The sequence below is a fragment of the Rhodococcus sp. NPDC019647 genome (genome assembly GCF_044389235.1).
Taxonomy (GTDB): domain Bacteria; phylum Actinomycetota; class Actinomycetes; order Mycobacteriales; family Mycobacteriaceae; genus Rhodococcus_F; species Rhodococcus_F oxybenzonivorans.
In genome coordinates this window covers 69918-95819 of sequence record NZ_JBIRXS010000006.1, presented here as the reverse complement: position 1 = coordinate 95819, position 25902 = coordinate 69918, and the positions used below count along the sequence as shown (strand labels likewise).

The following is a 25902-nucleotide window of genomic DNA, read 5'->3' as shown; positions in this document are numbered from 1 at the left end:
GGGTCAGTGCGCCTCGACCGTGCCGGCCGACGACTCCACGGCCCTCGATTCGGAAGCGCTCGATTCCACAGCCCTCGCTTCCCCAGCCCCGGGGACGCTGCGGCCGCGCAGTCGTTCCCGCACGAACAGTGCACCGAGGGTGAGGACGGCGCCGGCGGTCGGCACGATCATCAGCAGGAAGATCGTGCGGGCATCCATTCCGGCCGCGATCAGGGCGGCGCCCAGGGTGGGCCCGGCAATGGACCCGATGCGCCCGATTCCCATGGCCCAGCCGATGCCGGTCGAGCGTGCCGCTACCGGGTAGATCGAGGCGGCAATCGCGATGATGCCCGCCGAGCTGCCGGATATGCCGAATCCCACGATGCAGATGGTGATCAGCAACAGCGTGGAGTTCGCCAGGAACATCGCGACGGCACCGATGAACAGGGCGCCGAGCGTGTAGCCGGCCATCACCACCGCGTAGGCGGCGTCCGACCCCCGGGATCGAGCCCACGCGGTGCCGACCCGGTCGGTGATCCACCCGATGGACAGCGCTCCGGCCATGCCGCCGAGGTTGAACAGCGCCGCGGCGAGGATCGCGTTGGACGGGCTCTGCCCGGCCTGGCTGAACAACGACGGCATCCATCCGAACAGGAAGTAGATCACCAGGAAATTGATGACGAACACGACCCACAGCAGCACCGTGTCGAGCGCCCGGCCTCCGGCGAAGAGTTCCCGGATGGGCGATTTGGTGGCCACGGCGGTATCCACGGTGAACGTCACCGATCCGGTGACCCCCGCCTGCGGGGCGATCGCCGAGAGGATCTTCGCGGCGCCGGCGTGGTCGCCGCGGGCTGCGAGGAACTTGCCCGACTCAGGGAGTCCGGCCCACGCCAGCGCTGCCACGATCAGCGGGAGAACGCCGCCGGCCACGAAGATCGACTGCCAGCCGTATGCCGGGATCAGTTGTGCGGCGGCGAGTCCGCCGAGGAAGCCGCCGAGTGACATGCCCGCGACGACGATGGTGACCAGGGTAGAGCGGCTGCGCGCGGGGCTGTATTCACTGGTCAGAGCGATCAGGTTCGGGGTGACACCACCGAGTCCGATTCCGGCGAGGATGCGCAGCACGATCAGCACACCCATGGATGGTGCGAACGCGGACGCGAGCGTGAACACCGCGAACAGCACCGTGCACAGCAGGATTACCCGGCGCCGGCCCCACCGGTCGGCGACGGGACCGAACAGCAGGCTGCCGACGACCATCGCGCCGCTGCTGAGGGCCAGGAGCAGTCCGAACGAGGCCTTGGACAGTCCCCAGTCCTCGGACAGTGCGGGAATCGCGAAGCCGATCAGCTGGGCGTCCATGCCGTCGAGGATCGCGAGCGCCAGGCACAACCCGATGGCGCGTTTCTGGAGGGCCGACACCGGTGCGGTGTCGATGAGTTGGGAAATGTTTATTTCACGAGTTGGGGCCACGACGTGAATTCCTCTCGGAAGGGGGAACCGCGGGGGATGAAGCCTCGAGCTGAGCGGACACGCCTCAGACCGGTGTGATGGTGCCGTCGACCGCGAGTGCGTCGACGGGCACCTCGGGAAAGCGTTGGCGCAGAGACGGCTTGGCGAGCTTGCCGGAGAAGGTGCGCGGTAGGGGCTCGCCCAGCGCGACGGCGTGCTTGGGACGCTTGAACTCCGCCAGGTTCTCGCCGGCGACCTCGGCGATGTCGGCGACGATCTCCTCGGCGGGACGCTCACTGTGGAACACCACCATCGGCACTTCGCCCCAGCGGTCGTCCTTGACGCCGATGACCGCGAGGTCGACCAGTCCCTCGATGCCGTGCAGTGCCTTTTCGATCTCCGCGGGATAGACGTTGAGGCCCCCGGAAATCAGCATGTCCTTGCTGCGATCGACGATCTTCAGGAATCCGCCCTCATCCTGCATGCCGAGGTCGCCGGTGCGCAGCCACCCGTCTGCGAGGGCCGCGTGGGTGGCCTCGGGCTTGTTCCAGTACTCCCGCAGCACGTGCTCGCCGCGGACCAGGATCTCGCCGACCTCCCCGGCCGGGGTGTCGACTCCCGGATCGCCGATCCGGACGTGGGTGCCGACCAGCGGCAGCCCGGCGAAACCAGGGCGCGACACGGCGTCCTCGTAGGCAAGGGTCGACACCATGCCGGAGGCCTCTGTCAGGCCGTAGCACTGGGTGAGTGGGATGCCGTGCGAACGGTAGAAGTCGAGGAGGTCCAGGCTGACCGGCGCACCGCCCGTGCCGGCGAAGGTGAACTTCGCGAGCGTACGGGTGCCGAAGTCGGGCAGCATCGTCATCCGTTCCCAGATCACCGGGACGGTGGTGGTGGCTGTGATCTGCTCCCGCTCGAAGGTGTCGAGGGCGATCTCGGGGTCGTACTCACGGAGCAGGACCATCGTCGCGCCGGGCACGACGACGAGTTGCATGAAGATCGACAGGATCGAACCGGTGTACACCAGCGGGGCCGAGCACAGCACCCGGTCCCGGGACGAGAAGCCGAAGGTGATCGACTGCGAGATGCCGGGCGTCATCGCGTTGCGGTGGGTGATCAGGGCGCCCTTCTGCACACCGGTGGTCCCCGACGTGTAGCAGATGAAGCCGGGGTCGTCGGCGTCGATGGCGACGACGGGCGCGGCCCCGGGGTCGATCAGCCGCTCGTACGGCTGATGGGCGGTGCCCCCGATCGCGTAGGTCTCGAACTCCGCTTCCTCGGCGGCGACCTCGAGGAGCGACGCGAAGTCGTCCTCGACGATCACCACGCGCGGCGCGGAGTCGACCACCATCGGCGCCAGCTCCTTGGCGGTGAGCCGGAAGTTGAGCGGGACGCTGATGGCGCCGAGCTTCAGCGTCGCGAGGATGACATGTGCGAGTTCGGGGCGGTTGAGCATCATCACGGCGACACGATCGCCCTTGCGGACGCCGCGGGCCGCCAGTCCGCGAGCAAGCGCATCGGTGATCGCGTCGACCTCTGCCCAGGTCTGCGACGTGTCCCCGAACACGATCGCCTGCTGCTGCGAACGCGTTTTTCCCCAGAACCGGGTCAGGTCCGCGAGATTCATCTGTGCTCCTCGTTGTCGTCAGCCGGTCGTCCCGGCCGCGGCGTCGATGGGTGTGATCACCCTCACTGCTTGTCGTAAACCTAACAGTTGTAGGCATGGTGCGCAATGTCCGATTTGGGAGTTCCCGCGACTCGGCATCGACCCTGTGTTGGTCACTAAAACCACACCCACACAACATCTTTCGTGTGGGTGTCGTTCGCCGGGATATGCGCCGGAAGCAACCGGCGAAAGTCATCTACCGGGGTGCTCGCGCCGGGTCGGTCGCCGCCGCAATTTGCCGGTCGTCGTACCGCGCCACCGCCCGCAGCACCTCCGTGGTATCCGCGCCCACGACCGGCGGCAGGGCGGGCGCGAATTTCTCCCCTGCGACGCGCACCGGGCTGGCAATGAACTCGAGCTCACCAACCCCCGGGTAGTCGACCCGGTAGGTGTTCTCCCGCGCCCGGAAGTGCGGGTCCGCGAGCATGTCGGCGACGCTGTTGACCGGGCCACCTGCGATGCCGTGGTCCAGGAACAGCTGCACCCACTCGGTGCGGGTGCGCTGCGCGAATATTTCCGTCAGCGACCGCCACACCAGATCCGCGCGAGCCGGGGCCCCGTCGTCCGTGCTGGTGAGATCGACGCCGATCAGGTCCTCGCGCCCGACCGCGACGAGGAAGTTGTGCCAGAACTTGTCCACGTGCGACCCGAACAGAATCGCCTCGCCGTCGCTGGTGCGGTAGGCCTCGAGCCGTGGCCAGTCGGGCAGTCGCCCGTCCGGCAGCCAGGTCGGACGGGGAATCGAGCGGTCCTCGTTCAACGCCGCATCCACGAGGTCCGGCATCCACGCGGCGGCGACATCGATGCCCGCCACCTCGACATGGCATCCCTCGCCGGTGGCGCCGGCCTTGTGTAGGGCGGCGAGCAGTCCCATTGCCCCGTATGCGCCGAGCGCGTACATCGCGATCGGAGGCGCGGTCGATCCCGCCATGCCCTCGGTCGGCGGCTGCGCGGGAGTGGAAACCTCGCGGAGCCCGGCGTACGCGTCGAACACCGGGCCCCCTGTGCCGAGACCGCGGTACGGGCCATCGGTGCCCATGCCCGACACCGTGCACAGCACGATCTTCGGATTCACCTGTCGCAGTTGCTCATAGCCGATACCGAGCCAGTCGAGATATCCGCCTCGCATGCCCTCGATCACCGCGTCGCACGAACGCGCAAGGTCGAGGAAGGCCTGCTTGCCCTCTGGGGTGCGCAGATCGAGTGCGACGCTTCGCTTTCCGCGATTCCAGCGCAGGTGCATGAACGCCGGACCGTCCTCGCCTCCGACGGCACGGCTGCCACCGACGCGCACGGGGTCCCCGAGTGGGCCGGATTCGATCTTGATCACGTCGGCACCCAGATCGGCGAGATGCCCGCCGAGCGATGCCGGCGCCAGTTGCGCGACCTCGAGAATCCGAACTCCGTCCAACAGCGAGTAACCACTCATGAACTCTCCTCCACTCCCCGACCGATGGTCAGCGAGACATTATGTGTCTGATCAGGTTTCAGCTCGATCCAGAGTCCCTCGACTTCGGCTACGAGGACGTCTCCGTGATACATCGCACCGCGCATGAAGCGCTTGCGGCCATCCTGGCCGGCGAACTCGGCCTCCACCCGCAATTCGACGCCGAGCGGGGCGGGAGCGCGGTAGTCGACGCGCAGGTACGCCGTCCGCGCCCACGGTCTGCCGGAACTGTTGGCGAGGCGCGCGAGAATCTCGTCGAAGATCAGCGGCGTCACGCCACCGTTCATCGCATATCGCCCGGAATGGAATCTGCCGACGGTGACGTGCCCACGCGCTCGCGTCTCGGTCACCTCGTCGATGTGGAGGGGTGGCGAGAGCGTGTGCCCTCGCCCGGGAAGATCCCAGCGTCGGCCGGAGATCTGCTCGTCCTCATCGACCTCGAACTCCGCGAGCCGCGCCGCGAGGTCACGCAGCGTCCGCGCAGCGCGACCCGCAGTTTCCGGGTTCGGGCGGCTGCGGGTGACAGCCTCCTGCACGGCGCGCAGGGCCTCGGTCAACTCCGCGAATTCGTCGTCACTGTCGGTGGTCGGTTCGAACGGGTCTTCCCAGCTGGGACTCCAGATGTCGTCGCGCGCCCCGACGGTGGCGTCCATCCGGACCTCGCTTTCCGTGGAGAGGAGTGGCGACCTGCGGGTCATCGGACCCGACTTTCAAAGTACGAGCTGAACATCTCCTCGACCGGACGCGGTCGCAGCGTCGTGCGCGACACCGTGTTCTCCCGGTCGTATCGGCTCCGCAGACCCTGCCCGGGCCCCTCGAGCAGCAGCGCTTTGATTTCGCGCATCGATTCCGGGGGCTGCGCCGCAATCTGTTCGGCCGCCTCGAGCGCGGTACCGAGGACGTCGCCGTCGGCCGCGTACCGGGATACGAGCCCTATTCGGAAGGCCTCCGCGCCGGACACTGCTCGTGAGGTCATCAGCAGATCGCGGGTTTGTCCCGCGCCGATCAGCGTGTCGAGTACCCAGGTCAGATTGGCGCCGCCGTACTTCGCCGCAGTGACGGTGATGCGGGTGTCGGGGCCACCCACCCGCAGATCCGAACACACCGCCAGCAGGGTTCCCGCGCCGTAGGCCATTCCGTGGACAGCGGCGATGGTGGGTTTGGGGAACGTGAAGTACCTCCACAAAAGCTCGTCCCGTTCGAGCATGCTCAGGGTGCCGGCGTCGGGAGTCATCGCCCGGAGTTCCTTCAAGTCGTATCCGGCGGAGAACGCCGCCGGACCCTCTCCCGCCAGCACCACGACCCGAACGGCCGGGTCGGCCGCCGCGTCCGTGAGCGCGGCATCGAGTTCGCGCTGCAGCCCGAGCGAGATCGCGTTGTGCACGTCCGGCCGAACGAGGTCGAGCTGCAGTACGCCGGGAGCCGGCGACGAACGACGCAGGTCGCCCGACGTCACCTCACACCGCCGACCGTCGCCTCCTCCCGAGCGACCTCCTCGGCATCCCGGGTGATCATCTTGTGGAAAACCTGACCGGGCAGCTCGTTCCGTCCGTAGATCAGCTCGTCGACCTGGCCGTGCGCCGCGTTGGCCGTGATCGTCTTCGTGACGAACCAATCCTCGGCGTGCAGTGTCTCCATGAGGAGTTCCCAGTTCTTGTCGAGGATCCGCTTCTCGCGCGGGGTCTCGGGCTCCTTCGGCGAGAGGAGCCGAATGGTGCAGTACGACACGTTGGGATCTTCGGTGTCGGGCACGATCGTCCAGATCTCGAAGTGATTGGGCTCCGTCACGAGCATGGTGCCGGGGTAGATCGTGTAGTTCGCCAATGAGTAGTCGCGGACGTCGAAGGAGTCCGGATCTGCACCCCGAACCTCGGTGATCGACTTGCGGGCCACGACGATTCGCCACGAGCGGTCGACAAGGTCGTATGCCGTGATGTTGCCCTCGAGGTAATTGCACACGGTCTTGGTGTGCAACTGGCAGAGGTGGTACGAGTCCTGGACCCCGTCGACGGCGATCTTCCAGTTCATGTCGAGTTTCCAGGTCTCCTTCCGCACCTGGAACGACTCGGCCATTCCGGTCGCCGTCACCTCCGCGTCGTGCTTGGCGCCGAGGATTCCGGCGATGTCGAGATCGGCGCCGACTGTCGGAACGACCCAGACCAGGCCGTGCCGCACCTCGCAGGGGAACTCGACGAGCCCGTACTGCGAGCGGTCCATGCCGTCGAAGCCTTCGGCGTGCGGCATTCCCCGCAGATCTCCGCCGCGGCCGTACGCCCAGTTGTGATACGGGCAGCTGAAGATGCGCTTACAACCCGATTCGTCGAACTCCACCTTCGAGCCGCGGTGCCGGCAGACGTTGGAGAAGGCCTTGACGCTGCCGTCCGTCTGCTTCACCACCAGTAGCGGTGTGCCGATCAGCTCGGTGGTGACGAAGTCGCCCGCCTTCTTCAGCTCGTCGACGTGGGCGACGATGTGCGGCAGGCGCCGGACCACCTTGCGTTCACGTTCGGCGAGTTCCGGGTCGGTGAACACCGAGAACGGCACTCGAAGCAGGTCGTCCGCGTAGTCGGTGCTGTTGTTGTCGACATGTGCGATCAGCCGCTCGGTGAGTGTGATCTTGTCTTCTCGCTCCATACACCGAGAGTGGCACATGAGACATTCGTTGTCTAGCGTCTCACGCGGAATTGTGGCGGTACTGTTTCCTGGTGGCTGCAAGGACTGGAAACGACCCCGCGACCGACGTCCGCACGACAATCCTCACCGCGGCGGAGTCGTGCTTCGAACGCTTCGGAATCACGAAGACGACCATGGAGGACGTCGCGCGAGCGGCGGACATGTCCCGCGCAACCGTCTACCGGTACTTCTCGGACCGAGAAAGTCTGATCATCGAATCGGTCGCACGGCGTGCCCGCATGAACATGACGCCCGCGCGCGCCTTCATCGCCAAGTGGCCCACGATCGAGGAGCGACTCGTCGAGGGCATCTGCCAGAACGTGGAGAGCGGTCTGCGCGACCCCATGGTTCACCTTCTCGTCTCCCCGTCCGAAATGACCCTGGCGAACTCACTGCTGACCACGTCGGGCAAGGCCGTCGAACTGACGAGTGAACTGTGGGAGCCGATACTGCGTGAAGCGCAGGAGGCCGGCGACATCCGCGCCGACATCGACCTGACACTGCTCTGCGAATGGATCTCGGAACTCGAAATCATGTGTATCAGCCAACTCAACGGCGGCACCGGCTCACTGGAACGATTCCGCGAGAAGATCCGCACCTTCCTGATCCCCTCGCTTCTGCCTGCCGGCGACTGAGTACGCGATCTACGCCGCCGCCGGCAGTGGGCCCCGATGTCGGCCTACCGTGGCGCTTCGTCACCGTCGAGAGCCGTGCCGATTCCACTGATTTCGGTGATCTTCCACTCGTTTTCCCTGTCGAGGGTCATCTTGTAGGTTGCCGTCGACTGGATCCCGTCGGGCGCCTGGCTGTTCTTCGTCAGGACGCTGACGAAACAATCCACCGAATAGGTTCCGTCCGGTCCCGGCTCGGCCTTCGCCGAGATAGGTTGTGCGCTCGACGTCCATTGGAGCGGAGCAATGATCTGCTCCATCGAGGTCGCCGCCTGCGAGAGGCGATTCGACAGTTCCGGGGCGGTACCTGCCGTCAGCCGTGTTCGCCATGCGGGCAGGTCGCGGAAATCCATTTCGGCGGCCCCGGTGGCGTAGTCGAGGGCGATCCGTTCTGCCTCCTGCCGGTTCGCCGCAGCATCGTGGAGTTGTCCCAGCTCGTTCGTCGTGTTCCGAAGTTGCCACCCGAGCAGCGCGAGTGCGACTACGAGAATCGTGATCAGTCCCCCGATGACCACGGAGCGTAGGGGGACGTTCCGGGGTCCGGTACGCACGTCCGCCGAACGCTCACGGCGGGAATGGTCGCTCTCGGGGGCAGTGATATCGGATTTTGTGAGCTCGATGGTTTTCTGCATCGTTCGCCTTTCGCTGGGCTGCCCGATCGCCAGGGTGAACGATCGGTTGCGTCTCGTGTCCGGCCGTGTTTACGGTCCGGAAGGGCTGAGATGGACTGTCAGAGCATCCCCGGAAGTGGTGGACGCCATCACATTGTCGAGTAGCCGCCCCACGTCGACGGTCCGCATCGCGGCCGCTCCTGCCTGGACCGAGGGGAGAAGATTCACTCCGATCACCTGAAGATCCGGGGCGGTGCGGTCGAGGAAGGTTTGCAACTCCCCGATGAAAGGACTTGCTCCATAGGCGATCCCGTCGCGCAGCGGGCCCTTCTCGGTGGCGAACCGGATTCCGCCGAGCACGTCGTGGAACCCGCTTCCGAATTCGGCGACGATCGGTGTCGCACCCCGCAAACCCTCCGGGACGGTAGTGCTCTCCATCAGCAACGGTTGCAGCGTGTCGAACAGCGTCGTGAGATTGTCGGACTGCTGGGTGAGCGTCGCTGCGAGCAACTCGCCGGCACGCGTCAGATTGTTCAGGACCGCGAAGTCGTCGGGCAATGCCACGTCGATCGTGTCGAAGATCGCCTGTACCCGCGCGGGCTCCACCTGTTCGAGCAGTCTGGTCAGGCGCTCCGAGAGCTCCTTGAACGTCGTCGGCACCACCACCTGCGACGCCGGGACGGTGTCTCCTTCCCCCAGATACGGTCCCGCGTCGGAAGAGGGCAGCACGGCGAGATACGGTTCGCCCAGCGCCGACAGATTGTCGACGCGGAACTCGCTGTCGGCGGGGATCGACCGATCACTCTCGTAACTCCATGAGATTTCGATGTGATCTGCAGAGGTCGTCATGTCGCTGATGTGCCCGATCGCCACCCCCCGCAGCAAGACACGTGAGCCGACCACGAGTCCGTTGGTGTCCGGCACGTCCAGCGTGGCAGTGCGCACCTCCTCGAACCGGCCTACATGCAAACCCGCCCGGTCCATGTAGAGGAACGACAGCACGGCGATCACCACCATGCCGAGGATCGACAACGGCGTCTTGACAGTCATTTCACCGCTCCCAGCATGCGCAGCAGGTTCTCCGCGTCGGCCACGATCTGGTCTCCCCCGGCAGATTCGATACCTTCGATCTCGACGGACGGTTTCTGGGCGAACGGCACCAGTCTGTTACGCAGAAAGCGCGACAACACGACGGTCGTGTCCGGCGCCTCGTCCCAGACTCCCCGAGCCACGTCTCCCGTGTCGGCCAGGGAGTTCAGCATGGGAACCATCCACAATCCGCCTTCGTAGACGCTGCCGACCGACGGCAGGATCTGGCCGATGTGGGACACGACCGAGATCGCGAGTCGCCGCCAGTAGTGAACGCTGGAACTGTCGAAGATGGCGGACAGGGCGTCGGTGCGGTCGTCGAAGGACAGTGCTGTCTCGTTCAGCCCCGTCAACATCCGATCGATCTCCTGCGTCCGCGTAGCGAGGTCGTCCAAATCCAGCGCCGCCACGGACGCCACGCCGCGGACGGCCGGGAGCGGCGGCACCACGGAGTTCACCCGGGCCATCACGTCCTCGATCCGCTGGATACTGCCGCCGTTGACGAAGTTCGCCAGCACGGCGATGGTGTCCTCCAATTGTGGTGGCGAGATGGTGCGCTCGACAGGGATCGTGCCGCCGGCGGGCAGATATCCGGTCGAGTTCTTCTCGCCGTCATCGGTGACGGCGATGTACGTGTCACCCAGCAAAGTGTCTTGTCGGACGATCGCCCTCGCATCGGCGGAAATGCGTGTGCCGCTGCTGATTCCCGCCGACACGGTCACAGTCGATTCGGATACCTGGAGGGAACGAACCTCCCCGACCCGAAGTCCGTCCATCACGACGTCGGCGCCGGCGGGCAGATTCATCACGCTGGTGAACTCGAGCGACAGATCGTACGTTTCCCCTACGCCGCCGCGGACCGACGGCAGATCGTCCGGTCCCAGGGAACATGCCGGCACTGTCAGCACCACCGCACTCACGGATACCACGCTCAGAAGCTGACGCGCTCTTCTCGACCGGTTCATCTCAGTTCCTTCCCGCCAGGACTTGGTCGAGTAGCCGAGTGATCGGCACCTCGATTCCGGCGGTCGTCAGTGCCACGGTCGGTGGCCGATAGCCAATGGTGAGCGCGCCGTCGCGCGTTGTCTGCTGTGCGAGGAACGGGGTGACCGACGGTATCGTCGAGATCAGGCCTGCGATATCGTTCGATCGCGTCGCGGCCAGCTTCATGGCGTCGATCGCCGGTCCGTGCACGAACGGCCAGATGTCAGCCCCGTAGTTTCGCTGGATATCGTCCAAAGTTGCTACCAGCCAACCTATTCCCTCGCAGACCTCGATGACTCCGGGCCACAGATCGATACCCGCGGCCACGACTGCGGGCATCTGCTCCACGATCGATCGAATCGAACTCCACCGACGCAGCGCTTCATCCGTCAGTGGAGCCATGTTCGCGATCGACGAGCCGATGTCGGCAATGAGTTTGTCCGGATCGGCCGCGGCCGCCGCCGCATGCCTCATCATGTCTGCGGCGTTCTCCCCCTGTCCGCGGAGCGCTTCGTCGAGACCGAGCACTGTCGCCCGAATGCTCTCCTGCCCGTCGTCCGGTGCGATCGCATCGATGAAATCAGCAGCAGAGCCCGCGATTTCGGAGATGCTCTTCGGGGTGTGGCTGTGCTCGAGCGAAATGCACTGTTCCGGCTCGAGCATCGGGCCGGATGCGTAGTTGCCGACCAATTCGAGGCTCCGATCAGCCAGCAACGACTTCGAGCGGGTGACCGCTCTGACATCGTGCGGATAGGACCGGCCGCTCGCGAGCGAAAAGGTGACCTGCACGTGGTCACCCTGCGGTTCGATACTTTCGACACGGCCGACCTCGTACCCCATCTGGGTGACAGGGTTGCCGGCGTAGAGGCCGACTGCGTCCGGCATGAACGCACAGAATGTCGTCCGGTCTGCCGGTTCTCCCGTCGTCGCCACTGCCACACCGACGCCGCCGACAACGGCGGCCGCGCAGATTACAACCAGCGTCTTGACCCTCGATCCGAAGTTGTCGGTCATCTCAGCACGTCCGTCCGGGAACGGGCACACAGAAATCCGACGCCAGAAGTGTGCCGCCCTTGATCGCGGCGAGCCCTTCGGGTGTCAGCCATTCGGCGAGCTGAGCGCGCAACGACTGAAGATTGTCGAGGGCGGGGTTCATCGATGTCCGGAACTCGTCGATCACAGCCTTCGCATGGTTCACCGCTGCGAGTACCTCCGTCTTGTGGTCGAGATAGAACGCCTCGAAGGGCTGAATCGTCATCAGAACGTTGCCGAGCAGGCGGTATGCCTCGTTGAAACCGGCGTGCGTGGTGTTGTACGTCGACAGGACCACGTCAATCTGGCGTATCAATTCGAACACCATGTCCCGATCGGCCTCGAAGCTCTGGAGATACTCCGCAGCAAGGTCGGCAATCGTGCGGACCTGTGCACGTTGGTGATCCATCACGCGGGCAATGCTGGTCAGTCCCGAAATCATCGAGGCGAGAGATGTCGGGTTCTCCTGCAGGGCCCGAGCGACCTCGTCGAGGTTCGCATCGACGGTGCCGCCCACGATGTTGTCGGTCGTGTGCGGCGCGGCCTGGAGCACATCGCCGATCGAATACGGAACGCTGACCTGCTCGACGGGTAACGCGGCGTCACCGAGCGGTCGATCACCGAGAGGGACGAGGGTGATCGCGTACCCGCCGACCGGGGTGAGCATGCGCACCTCGACTCGGGAGTCGGAGCCGACCGGCACCTCGTCGTCGATCTCCGCTGTCACCAGTACGGACTCCGGTTCGATCGATACGTCCGTGACAGTTCCGACGCCGATGCCGGCTACTCGGACGTCCTGGCCCAGGTCGATCGAGGAGGCGTCGTCAGTGCGGAAGGAGAAAGATTGTTGCCCTGCGGGATGGGCATAAAGTACGGCGGTTGTGGTGAGCGCAACCACAACCAGTAGGACGACGCCTGCGCCGAATGCGACCTCCCGGCCGATCAGCGACCGCGCAGCGTTCATCGCCCGGCCCAGGCGTCGGGGATGGCGTGACGTCATGGGTTGCATACGACGACCTCGCTTCCCCTGAGCAGGACCTCGACCTCGGTGGGAAGCTGGGCCACTCCGTTCGTACACCGGAGGCCGTCCGGGCCGGCCACGGCGGCCTGCGGCACCTGTAGTCCGGCGAAGGTGACCGGCAGGAGTCGCAACGCTTCCGCTGTGTCCGGTACCGACGCAAATGCGTCGGAGAGCAATTTCTCGACGTCCAGTCCCGGTTGCAGACCGAGGGCATCGATCAACCGCTTGATAGGTGTCAGGAACTCCGGGCCGAATGCGGCCGTTTTCGGGAACTCCTCGATGACCGTCATCGCCTTCGCAATGGGGAAACTCACCGAACGCAGGAACTCGATGACTTCGGGCGAGCGGCCTCCCATGCTGTCGGAAATTCGTGCGAGGTTGCCAGTGAGGGTCGAGATGACCTGCTCACGGTCGTGGGCGAGTTCGGCGAGCTTCTGCGCGTCCTCGAGCATCGGTGACAATCCATTCCCGTCTCCTTGTAGTAGGGAGATCGCGTTTTCGGTAAATCTGTTGATGTCGTCTGTGCTCATGGTGGACAGCACCGGTTGCAGGCCGTTGAACAACTCGGTGATGTCGTACGAAGGCCGCGTCTTGTCGGCGGGCACTCGATCGACTACTTCTCCTGGATTGTCGGGAAATTGGGCGTCGATGTAGCGAACACCCGTGAGGTTTTGATACTTCACCGCAAGGATCGTGTCGGAGGTGAGTCGATACTGCTCCTCCATCGTGAAGTGCACTTCCGCGAGACTGCGCCCGCCCTCCCGGATCAGCTCAACCGATTCCACCTTGCCGATTCTCACTCCCTTGGTCCGGATGTCCCCGTGTGCACCCAGTCCGGAGACATCGGTGAATTCGGCTGTATAGCTGCGCGTTTCGCCTGCCACCGGGCTCTTCATCGCACTGATGACGATGATGAACAGCAGGACGGACACCACGGCTGCGACGGCGAGCTTGACGACGGTGACCATGTATCTGGTTCGGCTACTCATCGGCCGGCTCCGTCCCCGGACAGCGCCGCGGCATCGGGGTACGCCAACGGCGCCGCCAGTCCCGGCATGTCGTCCAGGACGATTCGCAGGTTGAGTCGCTGTCCGTCGCCGCTGTCCTCGAACACCGAGTCCAGGCGTCCGAGCGCTTCGCGCAGCCGCTCGGGGCGCATCCCACCGCCGTGAAGGTGCGGTATCACGCCGGCGAGTTCTGCGACCACTCCGGTGACAGGTGTCAGTTCGTCACCGTGAGATTTCAGCAGCTGTCCGGCCTGCCCGAAAAGCTGTCCGGCCGCGAGCGTCAGACCGGCGTCGGTTTCGTCCATGAACGGGTCGTCCACCCCGATCGAGCCGTCGGGGCGTCGATTGTAGGTGCTGTTGTAGATGTGGGTGAGCGAATCGATCGCCTGACGATTGAACGCCGGAAACACCTCGAGGATGTCGTTGAAATACCCGAGCAGGTCGCTGGGCAGTGCCCGCTGAGTGTGCGCGATGCGGTCGGCAAGTAGCAGCCCGGCATCGAACATGGGTGTCAGACCGTCGGTATACCGGACAACCTCGTCCATGCCGGCGATAATCGACTCTGTGAGCGTGCCGTCGACGGTCAATGAACCCTTCTCGATCATGGTCGACATCGTGTAATCCCCTGTGGGCGTGCGATCCAGCTCGCGATGCGCCTCCAGGCCGGATCCGCCGGGCATTGCGACCAGATTGACGGCTGTGGAACCGAAGTAGTTCTGCGGCCGGAAATCGACGTCGAATGCATCGGTCAGACCGCCGATCTGATCCGGGTCGAGCCGAAGATCCATGCGAACGGAATCGGCGCCCGTGCGTTCGAGGCCGGTGACGACGCCGACCTCACCGCCGCGCAGGATCACCTTCGTACCGGAGTCGACACCCGGTCCTACGTAGGGGACGTCGATGCTGATCGGCAACCCATCCGGCTCTTCGCTGCCCGGGTGCACCCAGACCGCGGCGATGATCACTGCGCAGGTCGTCGCGACGACCCCCAGCCCCGCCGCGTGCAGCACTCGGGCCTGGCGTCCGGGCACCCCCCTCAGGAAGTCCTGACTCCTCGCTCTATTCATTTCCTCATCCTTTGAACACCAGCTCGGGACTCAGACCCCAGATAGCGACAGTCATCAAAAAATTCAGGACGACGATCGCAACGAGACTTGCTCGAATCGCCCTTCCGGACGCCGCACCCACACCTGCCGGCCCGCCACCGGCGAAGTAGCCGTAGTAGCAGTGGATCATGGTGACGACGGCACAGAAGACGACGGCTTTGAGCAGCGAAGCCACGAGGTCGGGGACACTGAGAAACTGACTGAAGTAGTGATCGTAGGTACCCGACGGCTGTCGATGAAATGTCTTGATAATCAGCCCTCCGGTGATGAAACTGACCACCAGTGCCATCAAATAGCCGGGAATCACGATGAGCATGCTCCCGATCAACCGTGTCCCGACCACGAACGGAATAGCCTGCAAACCCATCGATTCGGTGGCGTCGATCTCCTCGGAGATGCGCATGGAGCCGATCTCCGCCGTCATTCGGCAGCCGGCCTGAGCGGCGAACCCGATTCCCGTGATGATCGGGGCGATGACCCTGACATTCCCGAACGAACCGATGATGCCCGTCAATGCTCCGAAACCCAGCAGATCGAAGGCCATGAACGCCTGAATCGCCACCACGGCCCCGACAGCCAACCCCAGAAAGAACATGAGGCTGACCACGCCACCGTCGACGACGAGCGACCCATTCCCCCACGCCATGTTGTTCATGGTGGTCATGGTCTGCTTGCGATAATGCCTCACTGTTTTGGGCAGCAGCGCGACGGTCTTGACGACGAAAACCGTGACCTGCCCGACCTCCTCGATTCCCGAAGTGGCAGCGTGACCCAGCGAGCGAATCGGTTGCAGTAGGACCCCAAGGGCGGAACCTGCGCGATGCGTGGAATGTGTGTTCACGTCACGCCAACCGAGCCGGGAAGAACATCATCTGCAGCTGACTGATCACGAGATTCGTCATGAAGATACAGAAGACACTGAGTACCACCGAGGCGTTGACCGCGTTGGCGACTCCTTTCGGACCGCCCTTCGCTTCGAGACCTCTGAGGCTTGCAATCAACACCACGAGGGCTGCGAAGATCACCGACTTGAGCACCGAGAAGGCCAGATCCGTCGGTGTCGCGAAGGAACCGAACGACTGCCAGAAACTGCCGGGCACAACATCGTTGACATTCGCCGAGATCACCAGCCCGGCGGCCACACCCGCCGCGACGATCACGATGCACAGCATCGGTGCGATGGCGATCATCGCGATGAACCGCGGAACGACCAACCGCTGGACCGGGTCGATTCCCATGACCCGGATCGCTTCGATTTCTTCGCGGATCGCGCGTGCACCGAGATCGGAGGCGATAGCCGATGCCGCGGCGCCGCTCATCAGGAGTCCCGCCGCCATCGGCGCCCCCTGCCCCACGACGCCCAGTCCACTTGCGGCGCCTGCCAGCGAATTGGCACCGACCTGGTTCATGATTCCACCGACTTGGACCGATACCTCGGCACCGATCGGCACCGCCATCAGCAGCGCGGGAAGTGCGGTGACCTTGAGGAGCTTCCACATCTGAGTGGTCACCTCCTCGAGGGGCAAGCGCAGCGCGATCGTGTCGGATACGGTGTGTCTCAGAATGTTCGCGGCGAGTTCGGCCGACCGGCCCAGCGTGGCGAGACTTCGAATCGGTGTTTCCTTCAGGTATGTCGCCACCGCTTGGATCGACACACGCGGTCGCCGTCGCTTCTCTGATGCAGTGGGATTTTTCGGCGCTGGGTCCACGAAAATCGGCGCAGTTACGCCCGTCACTGTGCAACTCCTCTCTCGTATATCGCTGTTCCATAGGTAAGTTGGTCGACGTCGGTCAGATACCCTTCGTCGAGGCCGGATGCTTCGAGGCTTTCCTGGATGGCAATCTGGGCGTTCTCGGGCAGCATGTGCATGATGTGCCGGACGCGTTCCTGCCGGCGGGCCACGGCCTGCCGGAACGGCATCCCCGGCGTCGCCTTCATCTGCGGGACGATGCCCTCGACGTCGTCGACGCCACCGGCATGGTGACCGGCGTCGACCATCGCCTGCTCCTGCGCCATCTGCGCCTCGTCCTTCTCCTCCGACATCCCGATCGGACCGATCATGGTGCCGTTGAGGAACTGCTTGACCACCGGCTCCTCACTGGTGAGCAGCACCTCCCGCGGACCGAACATCACCAGATGCCGACGGAACAGCATGCCGATGTTGTCCGGCACCGTCCGAGCGAGGTTGATGTTGTGCGACACGATCAGAATCGTCGCGTCGATCTCGGCGTTGATGTCGATCAACGTCTGCGAAATATAGGTGGTACGCACCGGATCCAGACCCGAGTCCGGCTCGTCGACCAGAATGATCTGCGGATCGAGCACCAGGGCGCGGGCCAGGCCGGCACGCTTGCGCATACCGCCGGAGATCTCACCGGGCAGCTTCTCCTCGGCCCCGAGCAGGCCGACGAGTTCCATCTTCTCCATCACGATCTTGCGGATCTCGGATTCGGACTTCTTCGTGTGCTCCCGCAGCGGGAACGCCACATTGTCGAAGAGGTTCATCGACCCGAACAGGGCGCCGTCCTGGAACAGCACACCGAACAACTTCCGGATCTCGTAGAGCTCCTTGGAGGAGCACTCGAGAATGTTGGTTCCGTCGATCACGATCGAGCCCTGCTCCGGGCGGAGCAGACCGATCAACGACTTGAGAAACACCGACTTACCCGTACCGGACGGGCCCAGCAACGCACTGACCTCACCTGCCGGAAGGGCCAACGTGACGTCCTGCCAGATCCTCTGCGAGCCGAACGACTTGGTCAGTCCCTCGACGGCTACCTCGACACCCACCATTACCTCCGTGTATTCAGGCCTCAACGCCGGATCGGATATTGCAGAGCACTTGCTGCTTCCGGCCAGACCATGCGGCCTGCCTCGCACACGCCAGAATCGCGCGGCGTATCGGCGGAGACTTGATCAAATATTCTCGCGGACAGCATTTTTCATCGCACAGCGGTCGGTCGCGCCGGGTTCACAACTTCACGCTGTGATACAAATTACGTTCCGCGTCATACGTTATACGCCTACTGGCCGTCGAGGCAAGAGCGAGAACGCGAATAGTGAAATACGCACTTGAATAGGCGATTTCACTCACTCGAGCTTCCGCCGGCTAGCATTTCTTTGCGGAGCGCGGCTATGGGCATTAGATTTATGAGGTGAAACGGTCTCCGCACGAACAGCGAAGCCGTGCCCCCTTCGGGGACACGGCTTCAACTTCGGAACAGACGGACCTAAGCCAGGTTCGGGAACCGGGGATTACGGCAGGAAGGCGGGGAGGACGAATCTCCGCATCATCTGCCGGTGGGACGGATCGCTCGGGTCCGAATTGTCGAGCCTCGGCGCCAACATCAGCTGCACGAGAGTGATCCACGAGCATGCTTCATCCGTGTCGATCTCCGCTCTCATCTCGCCGCTCTCTTTGGCCTGGTCGAAGATCGGGCCCCACAGTTCCGTGGTCAGACTTGTGGCGAGCGGGATGGTCTCGAGCCACGAGTCACCGCCGACGTGCTCCGGGCTGACGAGAATGCGCACAATCGGATCGTTGATACCGTCGTAGACCAGGTAGATGAGGCCTTCGATGAGCCGATCCTCGAACGTCGCACACTCCATCAGGAATTTCCGTCCACGCTCGAGTGTCTGACGCGAACGCCACCTGATCAACTCGGTGGTGAGTGTCTCGCGGTCCTGGAAATACCGGTAGACGGTCGGGCGGGATACCCCTGCCTCCTTGGCGATGTCTTCCATCGTGGTCTTCGAGATCCCGAAACGAAGAATCATCGTCTGGGCGGCTACGAGTATCTGAGATCGTGCGACATCGGCGTCCTGACTCAGCACCCCGGCACTCTTCCTTCTTGCCATCCTCGCTCCAGACACCGTCATTTCCGACCGGCCACCCCGATCGGCCGCGATACAAATGACAATACACGTCAGATGTTCCATGGCCGGTGCCGACTGCGCCTGTTCATTACACCAAAGGAGTGGGCAGTTGTCCGCAGGCCCTCGTGACCACGGACAACTGTCTCTGTCGCCTCAGGATGAAGGGGTGAAGGTGATCGGGAGCCGGATGCAACCGCGAACCTGGGTCGCATGCAGGATCGGCGGGTCCTCCGGAACGAGGCGGTAGTCGGGCAGCCTTCTGTGGATCTCCTCCATGGCCAGCTTGAGTTCGATTCGTGCCAGGTGTGACCCGATGCACCGGTGCGGCCCGGCACCGAAGGACAGGTGCCGGTTCGGTGAGCGGTCGATTCTCAGCTCGTCCGGGTTCTCGAACTCGTCGCCGTCACGGTTCGCCGAGCAGAGCAGCACGATGAGCTGGTCCCCCTCCGCGATCGTGACTCCGCCGATCTCGACGTCGCGAGTTGCCCGCCTGCCGGCGATGACCGCGGCTTCGATTCTCAGGATCTCTTCGACCGCGCCCGGGATCGTGTCGGGATCGTCCACGATTTCCTGGCGCTGGCCCGGATTGTTCGCCAGGTGGATGATGCCCCAGGCGAGTGACCCCTGGACGGTGTGCAGACCCGCGATGAGTAGGAGGAAGAACATGCGGTACAGCTCTTCGTCGGTGAGCAGCCGTACCCCGTCCTCCATCTCGATCGGGGTGTTGATGATCTGTGCGGTCAGGCTGTCCGAGGTGATCTCACCCGAACGCACGCCGGCCACGATGGCACCGAAGTATCCGAAAATCTGGTTGGCCGCATCCTCCCGGGCCTTCGCGGATTCAGCTTCCGTTCCACCGGGAATGCCCTGCAGAGCCACGTCTGTCGTCTTGGTGAACATCTCGGCGTCCTCGAGCGGCCAGCCCATGAGGGCGAGGAAAACCCGAGTCGGTAATTCATGGGCGAACTCCGAGATGAACTCGGCCTCCCCGCGTGCCGCGAAGTCGTCGATGAGCTCATTGATGACGTCTCGGATCCGTGGCTCGAGTTCTTTCATCCGCTTGGGACTGAACAGCGGTTGCAGTGCCTGCCGGTAGTACGTGTGCTCCGGCGGGTCGAGCTCGATCGGAATGAACTTTCCCTGGCCCGCGTTCACCAGGTTGTTCGGGTAGCTCGAGAAGGTTTCGGGATCACGCAGGATCTCATGGATTTCCTCGTAGCGTGTCACGATCCAGTGCCCACCGTGCGCATTCGAGTACACGACCGGGCCGAGTGCCCTCAGCGCGGCGGCGCGTTCCTGGAACACATCCTCGGGCATGGCCAAGGACTGGTCGTAGACATCGAAGTCCACGATGAGTTGTTCGGGTAAATGGGTTGTGGTCACTGCTTCTCAGCCTTTCGAAGTCGGGAATTCGACGCTCAGCGCGCGTTCGGGGCACATCTCGACGAGGGCACCCAGTTGGTCTCGTAGCTCCTGTGGAACCGGTTTGGCAACGACGACGGGATAACCCTGGTCGTCACTGTCGACTATGTCGGGCGCCGCTCCGTAGCAGAGGCCGTGGCCCGCACAGGCGGATCGGTCGACTTTCAACGACGGCGCACTCTTCTGCGCATGAATGGTCATGGTCGGACGCTCCATCAGGCGTCGGAGAGAGTCGGATTCGGGGCGTCCTCTTCGAACATCATTGCCACCCGGGACAGGGTTCCGCCGTCAGTCGCGGGCAGCGTCAGACCCGAAATGTAGGCGGAGTCGTCCGAGACGAGGAAGAGTGCGACCTTCGCGTTGTCGACGAGCGAGGGCGGACGCTGGAGCTTGAGAGGAATCGGCGAGACACCGGAATCCCACGGCCCTGCGGTCTCTTCGTAGGACTGACCGATCACCGGAGCCCCCGGGCCCATGAGGAAGTTCGGAGACATCCCGTGTGTGGGGGCGAGGGCATTGACACGAATTCCGTAGCGTCCGAGATCAAGACTGAGCCCGCGAACCAAGCCGTTCACACCGGCTTTCGTCGCCGAATACATGGCAATACTGTGATATGCGGCGAATGAAGCGGCCGACGACGTTGCCAGGATCGTGCCTCCGCCGTTGGCTCGCATCGCCGGCACCGCCGCCTTGCAGGAGTACACGACGCCACTGAGGTTGACTCCGAGAACGTGCTGCCAGTCGGCATCCGTGAGGTCCTGGAACTCGACGTGCTCACCCCCCGCCACCGACGGGACACCCCCACGGGAGATCACTCCGGCGTTGGCCCACATGATGTCGAGCTTGCCGAAGCGATCGACAGTCGTCTCGACACTGCGATAGACCGCGGCCTCGCCGCTCACATCCGCGGTGATGGCGATCGCGGTTCCGCCCTGCTGCTCAACCAATTTCGCCGTCTGCTCGGCCCGATCGCCGTCGATGTCGACGACCGCAACCTTCGCCCCTTCCGAGGCGAACAGCTGCGCTCCCTGGCGTCCGAGGCCGGATCCTCCTCCGGTGATGACGGCGACTTTGTCCTGAAGCTTCATGTGAACTCCTCTGTGATGGTTCGTCAGGATGCCGGAGACTCGCAGTGAGGCACATCGTCCGGCGACGTCGGGAGACGAGACTGTTCCGACCCTCGACGGCGGGCTGTCGCCGGTCGAGAGGATCGAGTGCGGGCTGCATCTCCGATCCGCGTAAACCTTATATCGTTAGGCTGTGAGACGTCAATCACTTTTCTTCGGCGGTTGCAGGTCTGGATCAGTGGAAACCGTTGCGTCCAAGGTGATTACACAGACAAGCCATCCGGGTCGAGGCGGACTGCCTCGACCCGGTTCTGCCCCAGCGCGTCGACCGGACACGTTACTCAGGTCGCCAACGTGAGCCCCCTATCGCCTGAAGACCGGATCGGTGGGAACCCGCACTGCGTTTAACAGTGATACAAATTACGTTAGATGTCAGCGTTACTATGTGTCAAGCCTCACACCGGCTCGGACTTTCCGCATCCATAGGCGATCGCTAAGTGTCCGTGCGGTCACGCGTCTTTGTCACCGGCTCGGCGGGGTGGTCGACTGGCGGGACGTGGTACCGGGCGTCGGGTCCCCCAGTCTTCGAGGAGAGCATTTGTGAGTGGGCTGCATCTTCCCCAGCGCGTCCGGCAGCATGCCGCCGAACGCCCCGACGCGCCGGCGGTGACGTGGGGAAACACCACCCTCACGTACGCGGAGTTCGACCGGCGGACGACTCGGATCGCGGCAGCGCTGTCGTCGTTGGCATCCGGTACCGGTGCACGTGTCGGGGCGTTGCTGCGGATGCGGCTCGAGGGTGCGGAGTGCTTCGTCGCAGCCGCCAAGTCCGGGCTCGTGTTCGTGCCGCTGAACTGGCGCCTGCCCGCCGCCGAGGCTGTGGCGATCGCCGTCGACGCGGCGCTCGAGGTGCTGATCGTCGAGGCCGAGTTCGCGAAGACGGCCGAAGCAGTACGCGAAGCGCTTCCCGGTCTGGTCGTCGTACTCGTCGACGACGTGTCGGAGGGAACGCTGCCGGGGGTGTGGACGTGGGATCGGCTCGCCGCTTCGGGCAGCGACACCGACCCGGGGCTGGGCGACGATCCGGACGCGGAGTTGCTTCAGCTGTATACGTCGGGCACCACCGGCGCACCGAAAGGCGTGGTCGCGACGCACCGCAATCTCCACAACGAGCCTGAGGCGCTGCGGATCTACCGGTGGCGCACCGACTCGGTGGCCCTCGATGCCCTGCCGTTGTTCCACATCGCCGGGGCCGGGTGGCTGAGCACCAGCCTCTCCGCGGGAGTGCACGTGGTTCTCCTCGGCGCCTTCGACGCGGGTCACGTCGCCGAACTCGTCGAACGACACCGCATCACCCATGCGTTCCTGGTTCCCTCGGCGATCCAGATGCTGCTGGACCTGCCGGGCCTCGGCGAGCGCGACCTGTCCAGTCTCCAACTGATCGCGTACGGTTCGGCACCGATCACTCCCACCCTGTTGCGCCGCGCCCTCGACCGGTTCGGCTGCGCCTTCGTGCAGCGGTACGGGATGACGGAGACGACGGGATCGGTCACGGCACTCACCGCCGAGGACCACGATCCGGCCGGTGATCGCGCCTACCTGCTGCGTTCCGCCGGCACGCCGATGCCGGGTGTCGAGCTGGCCATCCGGGACATCGCCACCGGCGCCGATCTCCCTGCCAGGGTGTCCGGCGAAATCGTGTGCCGCTCGCGCAACAACGTCGCCGGGTATTGGCACCGACCGGACGAGACAGCGCGACTCTTCACTTCCGACGGTTTCTTGCGCACCGGCGACATCGGGCATCTCGACGCCGACGGATATCTGTTCGTCACCGACCGGGTGAAAGACATGATCATCACCGGGGGTGAGAACGTGTATCCGATCGAGGTCGAGTCGGTGCTGGCCGAGCATCCCGCGGTGGCGGAGGTCGCCGTGATCGGTGTGCCCGACCGGACGTGGGGTGAAGCCGTCACCGCCGTGATCCGGGTGGCCGAGGGCGCGGACCCGACCGTCGCCGAACTTCTCGCCTTCAGCGCCGGGCGGCTCGCGTCGTACAAGAAACCGCGGCACATTCGATTCGTGACCTCGCTTCCCCGCAACGCCGGCGGCAAGGTCCTCAAGCGCGCGTTACGCGAAAACCTCAGTGCGGCGGAGGGGGTGCCGTCGTGATCGTCACCGAAGACGTCGGCACCGTTCAGCGCGAGGCCTGGGCCCGCGGGGTGCTGCCACCGGTCGAGAGCGTGCGCCCGGGTTTGTGGTCGATTCCGGTGCCGATGCCCCGAAACCCGTTGCGCTACGTGCTGATCTACGCACTGGCACTCCCCGACGGACTCGCGCTGATCGACGTCGGCTGGGACTCCGAGGAGTCATGGCTGGCTCTCTGCGACGGTATCGCACAGACGGGGCACCACGTCACCGACGTCCGGTATGCCGCCGTCACCCATCTGCACCCCGATCACTTCGGTCTCGCACCGCGGCTGCGGGAGGTGAGCGGCGCCGCCCTCGCGATGCACGCTGCGGACGCCACACTGCTCGGCCACCGCACTCCGGACGACGAGACGGTCGACGAACGGACGTGGGAAATACAGCTCGACCGGCTCGGTGCACCTGCCGGGGTTCGCGCCGCCGCCCGTGTCGATCTGGTCCGATTCGGCCCCGGCGAGTACATCGACGTGGTGCTCGACGACGGGGCTCCGCTGAACCTGCCCGGCTGGGATCTGCGGGCGGTCTGGACACCGGGCCACACTCCGGGCCATCTGACCTTCGTGGACGAACGCCACGGACTGCTGTTCAGCGGCGACCACATGCTGCCCCGCATCAGCCCCAACATCTCCACAATCCCCGGCGAGCTGGACAACCCGTTGCACCGTTACCTGCTCTCGCTGCACGCCACCACCACCATGCCGGACGGACTGGTGCTACCCGCCCACGAGTACCGCTTCCGCGGCATCGCCGACCGGGCGCAGCAGCTGATGGGTCACCACGAGGAGCGGTTCACGGAAATCGTCGCCGCCCTCCGCGACCGCCCCGAGTCGACGGCGTGGGAGATCTCGACGAACGTGTCGTGGTCGCGCCCGTTCGATTCCATGTCCGACCGTCTCCTGCGTCTCGCGGTTCGCGAAACGCATGCCCACCTGCTGGTACTCGCCGACCGCGGACACATCCGCTCGCTCGGCGGCCATCCGGAACGCTGGACACTTCCCCTCACGCCGACACCGTAGAAGGACACCCATGAACGTGGTTCTCACCGATTTCGCCGACGGCGTCGCCGTCATCACCCTCAACCGCCCGGAAGCGAAGAACGCCGTCGACCTCGAGGTCGCCAAGGCCCTCGCCGCCGCCGTCGACGAGTTCGAAGCGCGCCCCGACCTCACCATCGCCATTCTCACCGGCGCCGGCGGGACATTCTGCGCCGGAATGGATCTCAAGGCCTTCTCCCGCGGCGAACGCCCGTCATTGCCCGGGCGGGGCTTCGGCGGGCTCACCGAAGCCCCACCGACGAAGCCACTGATCGCCGCCGTGGAGGGTTGGGCTCTGGCCGGCGGGTGCGAGCTGGCGTTGTCGGCCGACATCATCGTCGCGGCGAGGGACGCCAAGTTCGGAATTCCCGAGGTGAAGCGCGGATTGGCTGCAGCCGCAGGCGGTTTGCTGCGGCTACCCAAGGTGCTGCCCTACCCGATCGCCATGGAGATGGCGATCACCGGCGACCCGCTCACAGCGGAAACGGCCCACGCGCACGGCCTCGTCAACCACCTCACCGAACCCGGCGAGGCACTTTCCACGGCACGCGCGCTGGCCGCGCGCGTCGCCGCCAACGGTCCCCTCGCGGTCCGGGCCACCAAGCAGGTAGTCGCGATGGCTGCGCGATACACCGACCCCGACGCGTTTGCCGCGCAGCGGCAGTACCTCGACCCGGTGTTCGCATCCGAGGATGCGCAGGAAGGTGCGCGGGCGTTCGCCGAGAAGCGCTCACCCGTGTGGTCCGGCCGATGAGCAGGGACACGGTAGCGGTGACCCGCGACGGCGCTGTGGCCACCGTGACCCTGAATCGGCCCGACCGCATGAACGCGCTGACCCTGGACGCGTTCGTCGAGTTCGGAAGCGCTCTGCGCGTGCTCGAAGCGGAGCGTGGCATCCGCGCGGTCATCGTCACCGGTGCCGGCAGCAACTTCTGCACGGGCGCCGACGTCGAACGACGGACCGGACAGCATCCTCTCGACCGGATGCGGACGATCAATTCTGTCGCCGCGACCCTTGCCGAGTTTCCGAAGCCGGTGATCGCCCAGGTGGAGGGTTACGCCGTGGGTGCCGGGTGGAATCTCGCCCTGCTCTGCGACCTCGTGGTGGCCTCCACGACGGCGAAGTTCAGTCAGATCTTCGCGAAACGGGGACTGTCGGTCGACTTCGGCGGGTCGTGGGTGCTTCCCCGGCTCGTGGGGTTACACCAGGCCAAGCGCCTGGTCATGCTCGCCGAGATGGTCGACGCCGCCGAGGCCCACGCTCTCGGACTGGTATCGGTGCTCGCCGAACCCTCCGAACTGCGGACGGTGACGCAGGACCTCGCGCGCCGGCTCGCCGCCGGACCGCCCGTCGCGGTGACCCAGTCGGCCCGGCTCCTCGAACAGGGGTCGTCCTCGTCGCTGCGCGAGGCGCTGGAGAACGAGGCGCGAGCACAGGCCGTCAACTTCGCGACCGATGCACCGGACGCCTTCCGGGCGTTCGCCCTGAAACGCCCTCCCGCGTTCACCGGCGAATGGGTGGTGCCGGGCGCGACCACGGCTTCCGTACGATGACC

Annotated in this window: 25 protein-coding genes; 5 read left to right on the top strand and 20 right to left on the bottom strand. The window is 64.8% G+C overall.

All coding sequences use genetic code 11. The features are described 5' to 3' along the window. Positions 1-3: 3 nt before the first annotated feature. From ACH49N_RS14740 to ACH49N_RS14715, 6 genes are all read right to left on the bottom strand, one after another. On the bottom strand, positions 4-1455 hold the full coding sequence (locus ACH49N_RS14740; protein ID WP_358273166.1) for an MFS transporter: 1452 nt from the start codon (positions 1453-1455) through the stop codon (positions 4-6). A 64-nt stretch (positions 1456-1519) separates the two neighbouring features. After that, on the bottom strand, positions 1520-3061 hold the full coding sequence (locus tag ACH49N_RS14735) for an AMP-binding protein (protein ID WP_358273167.1): 1542 nt from the start codon (positions 3059-3061) through the stop codon (positions 1520-1522). A 235-nt stretch (positions 3062-3296) separates the two neighbouring features. Then, entirely contained in the window at positions 3297-4529 is a 1233-nt protein-coding gene (locus ACH49N_RS14730) for a CoA transferase (RefSeq protein WP_358273169.1), read from the bottom strand. Continuing rightward, entirely contained in the window at positions 4526-5200 is a 675-nt protein-coding gene (locus tag ACH49N_RS14725; protein WP_358273271.1) for a PaaI family thioesterase, read from the bottom strand. The genes ACH49N_RS14730 and ACH49N_RS14725 overlap by 4 nt, the downstream gene beginning before the upstream one ends. A gap of 41 nt (positions 5201-5241) precedes the next feature. Next, positions 5242-6003: an enoyl-CoA hydratase/isomerase family protein gene (locus tag ACH49N_RS14720; RefSeq protein WP_358273171.1), complete on the bottom strand. Its 762-nt coding sequence runs from the start codon at positions 6001-6003 to the stop codon at positions 5242-5244. Then, positions 6000-7181 carry a Rieske 2Fe-2S domain-containing protein gene (locus tag ACH49N_RS14715; RefSeq protein WP_317764991.1) on the bottom strand — a complete coding sequence of 394 codons (1182 nt, stop codon included), beginning with the start codon at positions 7179-7181 and terminating at the stop codon, positions 6000-6002. Before ACH49N_RS14715 ends, ACH49N_RS14720 begins: the two co-directional genes overlap by 4 nt. A gap of 71 nt (positions 7182-7252) precedes the next feature. Here ACH49N_RS14715 and ACH49N_RS14710 point away from each other — a divergent pair, with 71 nt between their 5' ends. After that, positions 7253-7855 (top strand): TetR/AcrR family transcriptional regulator, encoded by a 603-nt coding sequence (locus ACH49N_RS14710; RefSeq protein ID WP_109333647.1) that lies wholly within the window; start codon positions 7253-7255, stop codon positions 7853-7855. A 44-nt stretch (positions 7856-7899) separates the two neighbouring features. Here ACH49N_RS14710 and ACH49N_RS14705 read toward each other — a convergent pair whose 3' ends face one another. The 14 genes from ACH49N_RS14705 to ACH49N_RS14640 all read right to left on the bottom strand — a co-directional run bounded on the left by ACH49N_RS14705 (position 7900) and on the right by ACH49N_RS14640 (position 21128). Continuing rightward, positions 7900-8523, bottom strand: coding sequence for a hypothetical protein (locus ACH49N_RS14705; RefSeq protein ID WP_358273173.1), 624 nt, complete (start codon positions 8521-8523; stop codon positions 7900-7902). A 69-nt stretch (positions 8524-8592) separates the two neighbouring features. Next, positions 8593-9552: an MlaD family protein gene (locus tag ACH49N_RS14700; RefSeq protein ID WP_358273175.1), complete on the bottom strand. Its 960-nt coding sequence runs from the start codon at positions 9550-9552 to the stop codon at positions 8593-8595. Next, positions 9549-10556, bottom strand: coding sequence for an MlaD family protein (locus ACH49N_RS14695; RefSeq protein ID WP_358273177.1), 1008 nt, complete (start codon positions 10554-10556; stop codon positions 9549-9551). Before ACH49N_RS14695 ends, ACH49N_RS14700 begins: the two co-directional genes overlap by 4 nt. A gap of 1 nt (position 10557) precedes the next feature. Next, positions 10558-11589, bottom strand: coding sequence for an MlaD family protein (locus ACH49N_RS14690; RefSeq protein ID WP_358273179.1), 1032 nt, complete (start codon positions 11587-11589; stop codon positions 10558-10560). Position 11590: 1 nt separating this feature from the next. Next, positions 11591-12607, bottom strand: coding sequence for an MlaD family protein (locus ACH49N_RS14685; protein ID WP_317765000.1), 1017 nt, complete (start codon positions 12605-12607; stop codon positions 11591-11593). Then, positions 12604-13617 carry an MlaD family protein gene (locus ACH49N_RS14680; protein ID WP_358273182.1) on the bottom strand — a complete coding sequence of 338 codons (1014 nt, stop codon included), beginning with the start codon at positions 13615-13617 and terminating at the stop codon, positions 12604-12606. The genes ACH49N_RS14685 and ACH49N_RS14680 overlap by 4 nt, the downstream gene beginning before the upstream one ends. Then, positions 13614-14702 (bottom strand): Mce family protein, encoded by a 1089-nt coding sequence (locus ACH49N_RS14675; protein WP_358273183.1) that lies wholly within the window; start codon positions 14700-14702, stop codon positions 13614-13616. Before ACH49N_RS14675 ends, ACH49N_RS14680 begins: the two co-directional genes overlap by 4 nt. A 4-nt stretch (positions 14703-14706) precedes the next feature. Beyond that, entirely contained in the window at positions 14707-15534 is an 828-nt protein-coding gene (locus tag ACH49N_RS14670; RefSeq protein ID WP_358273272.1) for an ABC transporter permease, read from the bottom strand. Positions 15535-15583: 49 nt separating this feature from the next. Further along, a complete protein-coding gene (locus ACH49N_RS14665; protein ID WP_250770155.1) occupies positions 15584-16396 on the bottom strand; it encodes an ABC transporter permease in 813 nt (270 codons plus the stop codon). 77 nt (positions 16397-16473) lie between these two features. After that, positions 16474-17535: an ABC transporter ATP-binding protein gene (locus ACH49N_RS14660; RefSeq protein ID WP_358273185.1), complete on the bottom strand. Its 1062-nt coding sequence runs from the start codon at positions 17533-17535 to the stop codon at positions 16474-16476. A 462-nt stretch (positions 17536-17997) separates the two neighbouring features. Beyond that, a complete protein-coding gene (locus tag ACH49N_RS14655; protein ID WP_109333665.1) occupies positions 17998-18600 on the bottom strand; it encodes a TetR/AcrR family transcriptional regulator in 603 nt (200 codons plus the stop codon). A 171-nt stretch (positions 18601-18771) separates the two neighbouring features. Continuing rightward, positions 18772-20001, bottom strand: coding sequence for a cytochrome P450 (locus ACH49N_RS14650; RefSeq protein ID WP_358273188.1), 1230 nt, complete (start codon positions 19999-20001; stop codon positions 18772-18774). Positions 20002-20007: 6 nt separating this feature from the next. Then, positions 20008-20241, bottom strand: a complete 234-nt coding sequence (locus ACH49N_RS14645) for a ferredoxin (protein ID WP_358273190.1) — start codon at positions 20239-20241, stop codon at positions 20008-20010. A 14-nt stretch (positions 20242-20255) separates the two neighbouring features. Continuing rightward, a complete protein-coding gene (locus tag ACH49N_RS14640) occupies positions 20256-21128 on the bottom strand; it encodes an SDR family oxidoreductase (protein WP_358273191.1) in 873 nt (290 codons plus the stop codon). A gap of 579 nt (positions 21129-21707) precedes the next feature. On the opposite strand from ACH49N_RS14640, the gene ACH49N_RS14635 reads away from it, so the two are divergent. The 4 genes from ACH49N_RS14635 to ACH49N_RS14620 are packed head-to-tail and all read left to right on the top strand — an operon-like array spanning position 21708 to position 25900. Next, entirely contained in the window at positions 21708-23276 is a 1569-nt protein-coding gene (locus tag ACH49N_RS14635) for a long-chain-fatty-acid--CoA ligase (RefSeq protein WP_358273192.1), read from the top strand. Next, positions 23273-24328, top strand: a complete 1056-nt coding sequence (locus ACH49N_RS14630; protein WP_358273194.1) for an MBL fold metallo-hydrolase — start codon at positions 23273-23275, stop codon at positions 24326-24328. Before ACH49N_RS14635 ends, ACH49N_RS14630 begins: the two co-directional genes overlap by 4 nt. Before the next feature lie 10 nt (positions 24329-24338). Next, positions 24339-25100, top strand: coding sequence for a crotonase/enoyl-CoA hydratase family protein (locus ACH49N_RS14625; protein WP_208960316.1), 762 nt, complete (start codon positions 24339-24341; stop codon positions 25098-25100). Further along, positions 25097-25900 (top strand): enoyl-CoA hydratase-related protein, encoded by an 804-nt coding sequence (locus ACH49N_RS14620; RefSeq protein ID WP_358273197.1) that lies wholly within the window; start codon positions 25097-25099, stop codon positions 25898-25900. Before ACH49N_RS14625 ends, ACH49N_RS14620 begins: the two co-directional genes overlap by 4 nt. Positions 25901-25902: the final 2 nt, after the last annotated feature.

What these genes read in the sequence shown, in the direction of transcription:
- ACH49N_RS14735 (WP_358273167.1), bottom strand. Translation starts at nt 3,061, where the DNA reads ATGAATCTCGCGGACCTGACCCGGTTCTGGGGAAAAACGCGTTCGCAG.
- ACH49N_RS14715 (WP_317764991.1), bottom strand. Translation starts at nt 7,181, where the DNA reads ATGGAGCGAGAAGACAAGATCACACTCACCGAGCGGCTGATCGCACAT.
- ACH49N_RS14675 (WP_358273183.1), bottom strand. Translation starts at nt 14,702, where the DNA reads ATGAATAGAGCGAGGAGTCAGGACTTCCTGAGGGGGGTGCCCGGACGC.
- ACH49N_RS14680 (WP_358273182.1), bottom strand. Translation starts at nt 13,617, where the DNA reads ATGAGTAGCCGAACCAGATACATGGTCACCGTCGTCAAGCTCGCCGTC.
- ACH49N_RS14625 (WP_208960316.1), top strand. Translation starts at nt 24,339, where the DNA reads ATGAACGTGGTTCTCACCGATTTCGCCGACGGCGTCGCCGTCATCACC.
- ACH49N_RS14705 (WP_358273173.1), bottom strand. Translation starts at nt 8,523, where the DNA reads ATGCAGAAAACCATCGAGCTCACAAAATCCGATATCACTGCCCCCGAG.
- ACH49N_RS14620 (WP_358273197.1), top strand. Translation starts at nt 25,097, where the DNA reads ATGAGCAGGGACACGGTAGCGGTGACCCGCGACGGCGCTGTGGCCACC.
- ACH49N_RS14725 (WP_358273271.1), bottom strand. Translation starts at nt 5,200, where the DNA reads ATGGACGCCACCGTCGGGGCGCGCGACGACATCTGGAGTCCCAGCTGG.
- ACH49N_RS14645 (WP_358273190.1), bottom strand. Translation starts at nt 20,241, where the DNA reads ATGACCATTCATGCGCAGAAGAGTGCGCCGTCGTTGAAAGTCGACCGA.
- ACH49N_RS14690 (WP_358273179.1), bottom strand. Translation starts at nt 11,589, where the DNA reads ATGACCGACAACTTCGGATCGAGGGTCAAGACGCTGGTTGTAATCTGC.
- ACH49N_RS14655 (WP_109333665.1), bottom strand. Translation starts at nt 18,600, where the DNA reads ATGGCAAGAAGGAAGAGTGCCGGGGTGCTGAGTCAGGACGCCGATGTC.
- ACH49N_RS14640 (WP_358273191.1), bottom strand. Translation starts at nt 21,128, where the DNA reads ATGAAGCTTCAGGACAAAGTCGCCGTCATCACCGGAGGAGGATCCGGC.
- ACH49N_RS14660 (WP_358273185.1), bottom strand. Translation starts at nt 17,535, where the DNA reads ATGGTGGGTGTCGAGGTAGCCGTCGAGGGACTGACCAAGTCGTTCGGC.
- ACH49N_RS14730 (WP_358273169.1), bottom strand. Translation starts at nt 4,529, where the DNA reads ATGAGTGGTTACTCGCTGTTGGACGGAGTTCGGATTCTCGAGGTCGCG.
- ACH49N_RS14700 (WP_358273175.1), bottom strand. Translation starts at nt 9,552, where the DNA reads ATGACTGTCAAGACGCCGTTGTCGATCCTCGGCATGGTGGTGATCGCC.
- ACH49N_RS14695 (WP_358273177.1), bottom strand. Translation starts at nt 10,556, where the DNA reads ATGAACCGGTCGAGAAGAGCGCGTCAGCTTCTGAGCGTGGTATCCGTG.
- ACH49N_RS14685 (WP_317765000.1), bottom strand. Translation starts at nt 12,607, where the DNA reads ATGACGTCACGCCATCCCCGACGCCTGGGCCGGGCGATGAACGCTGCG.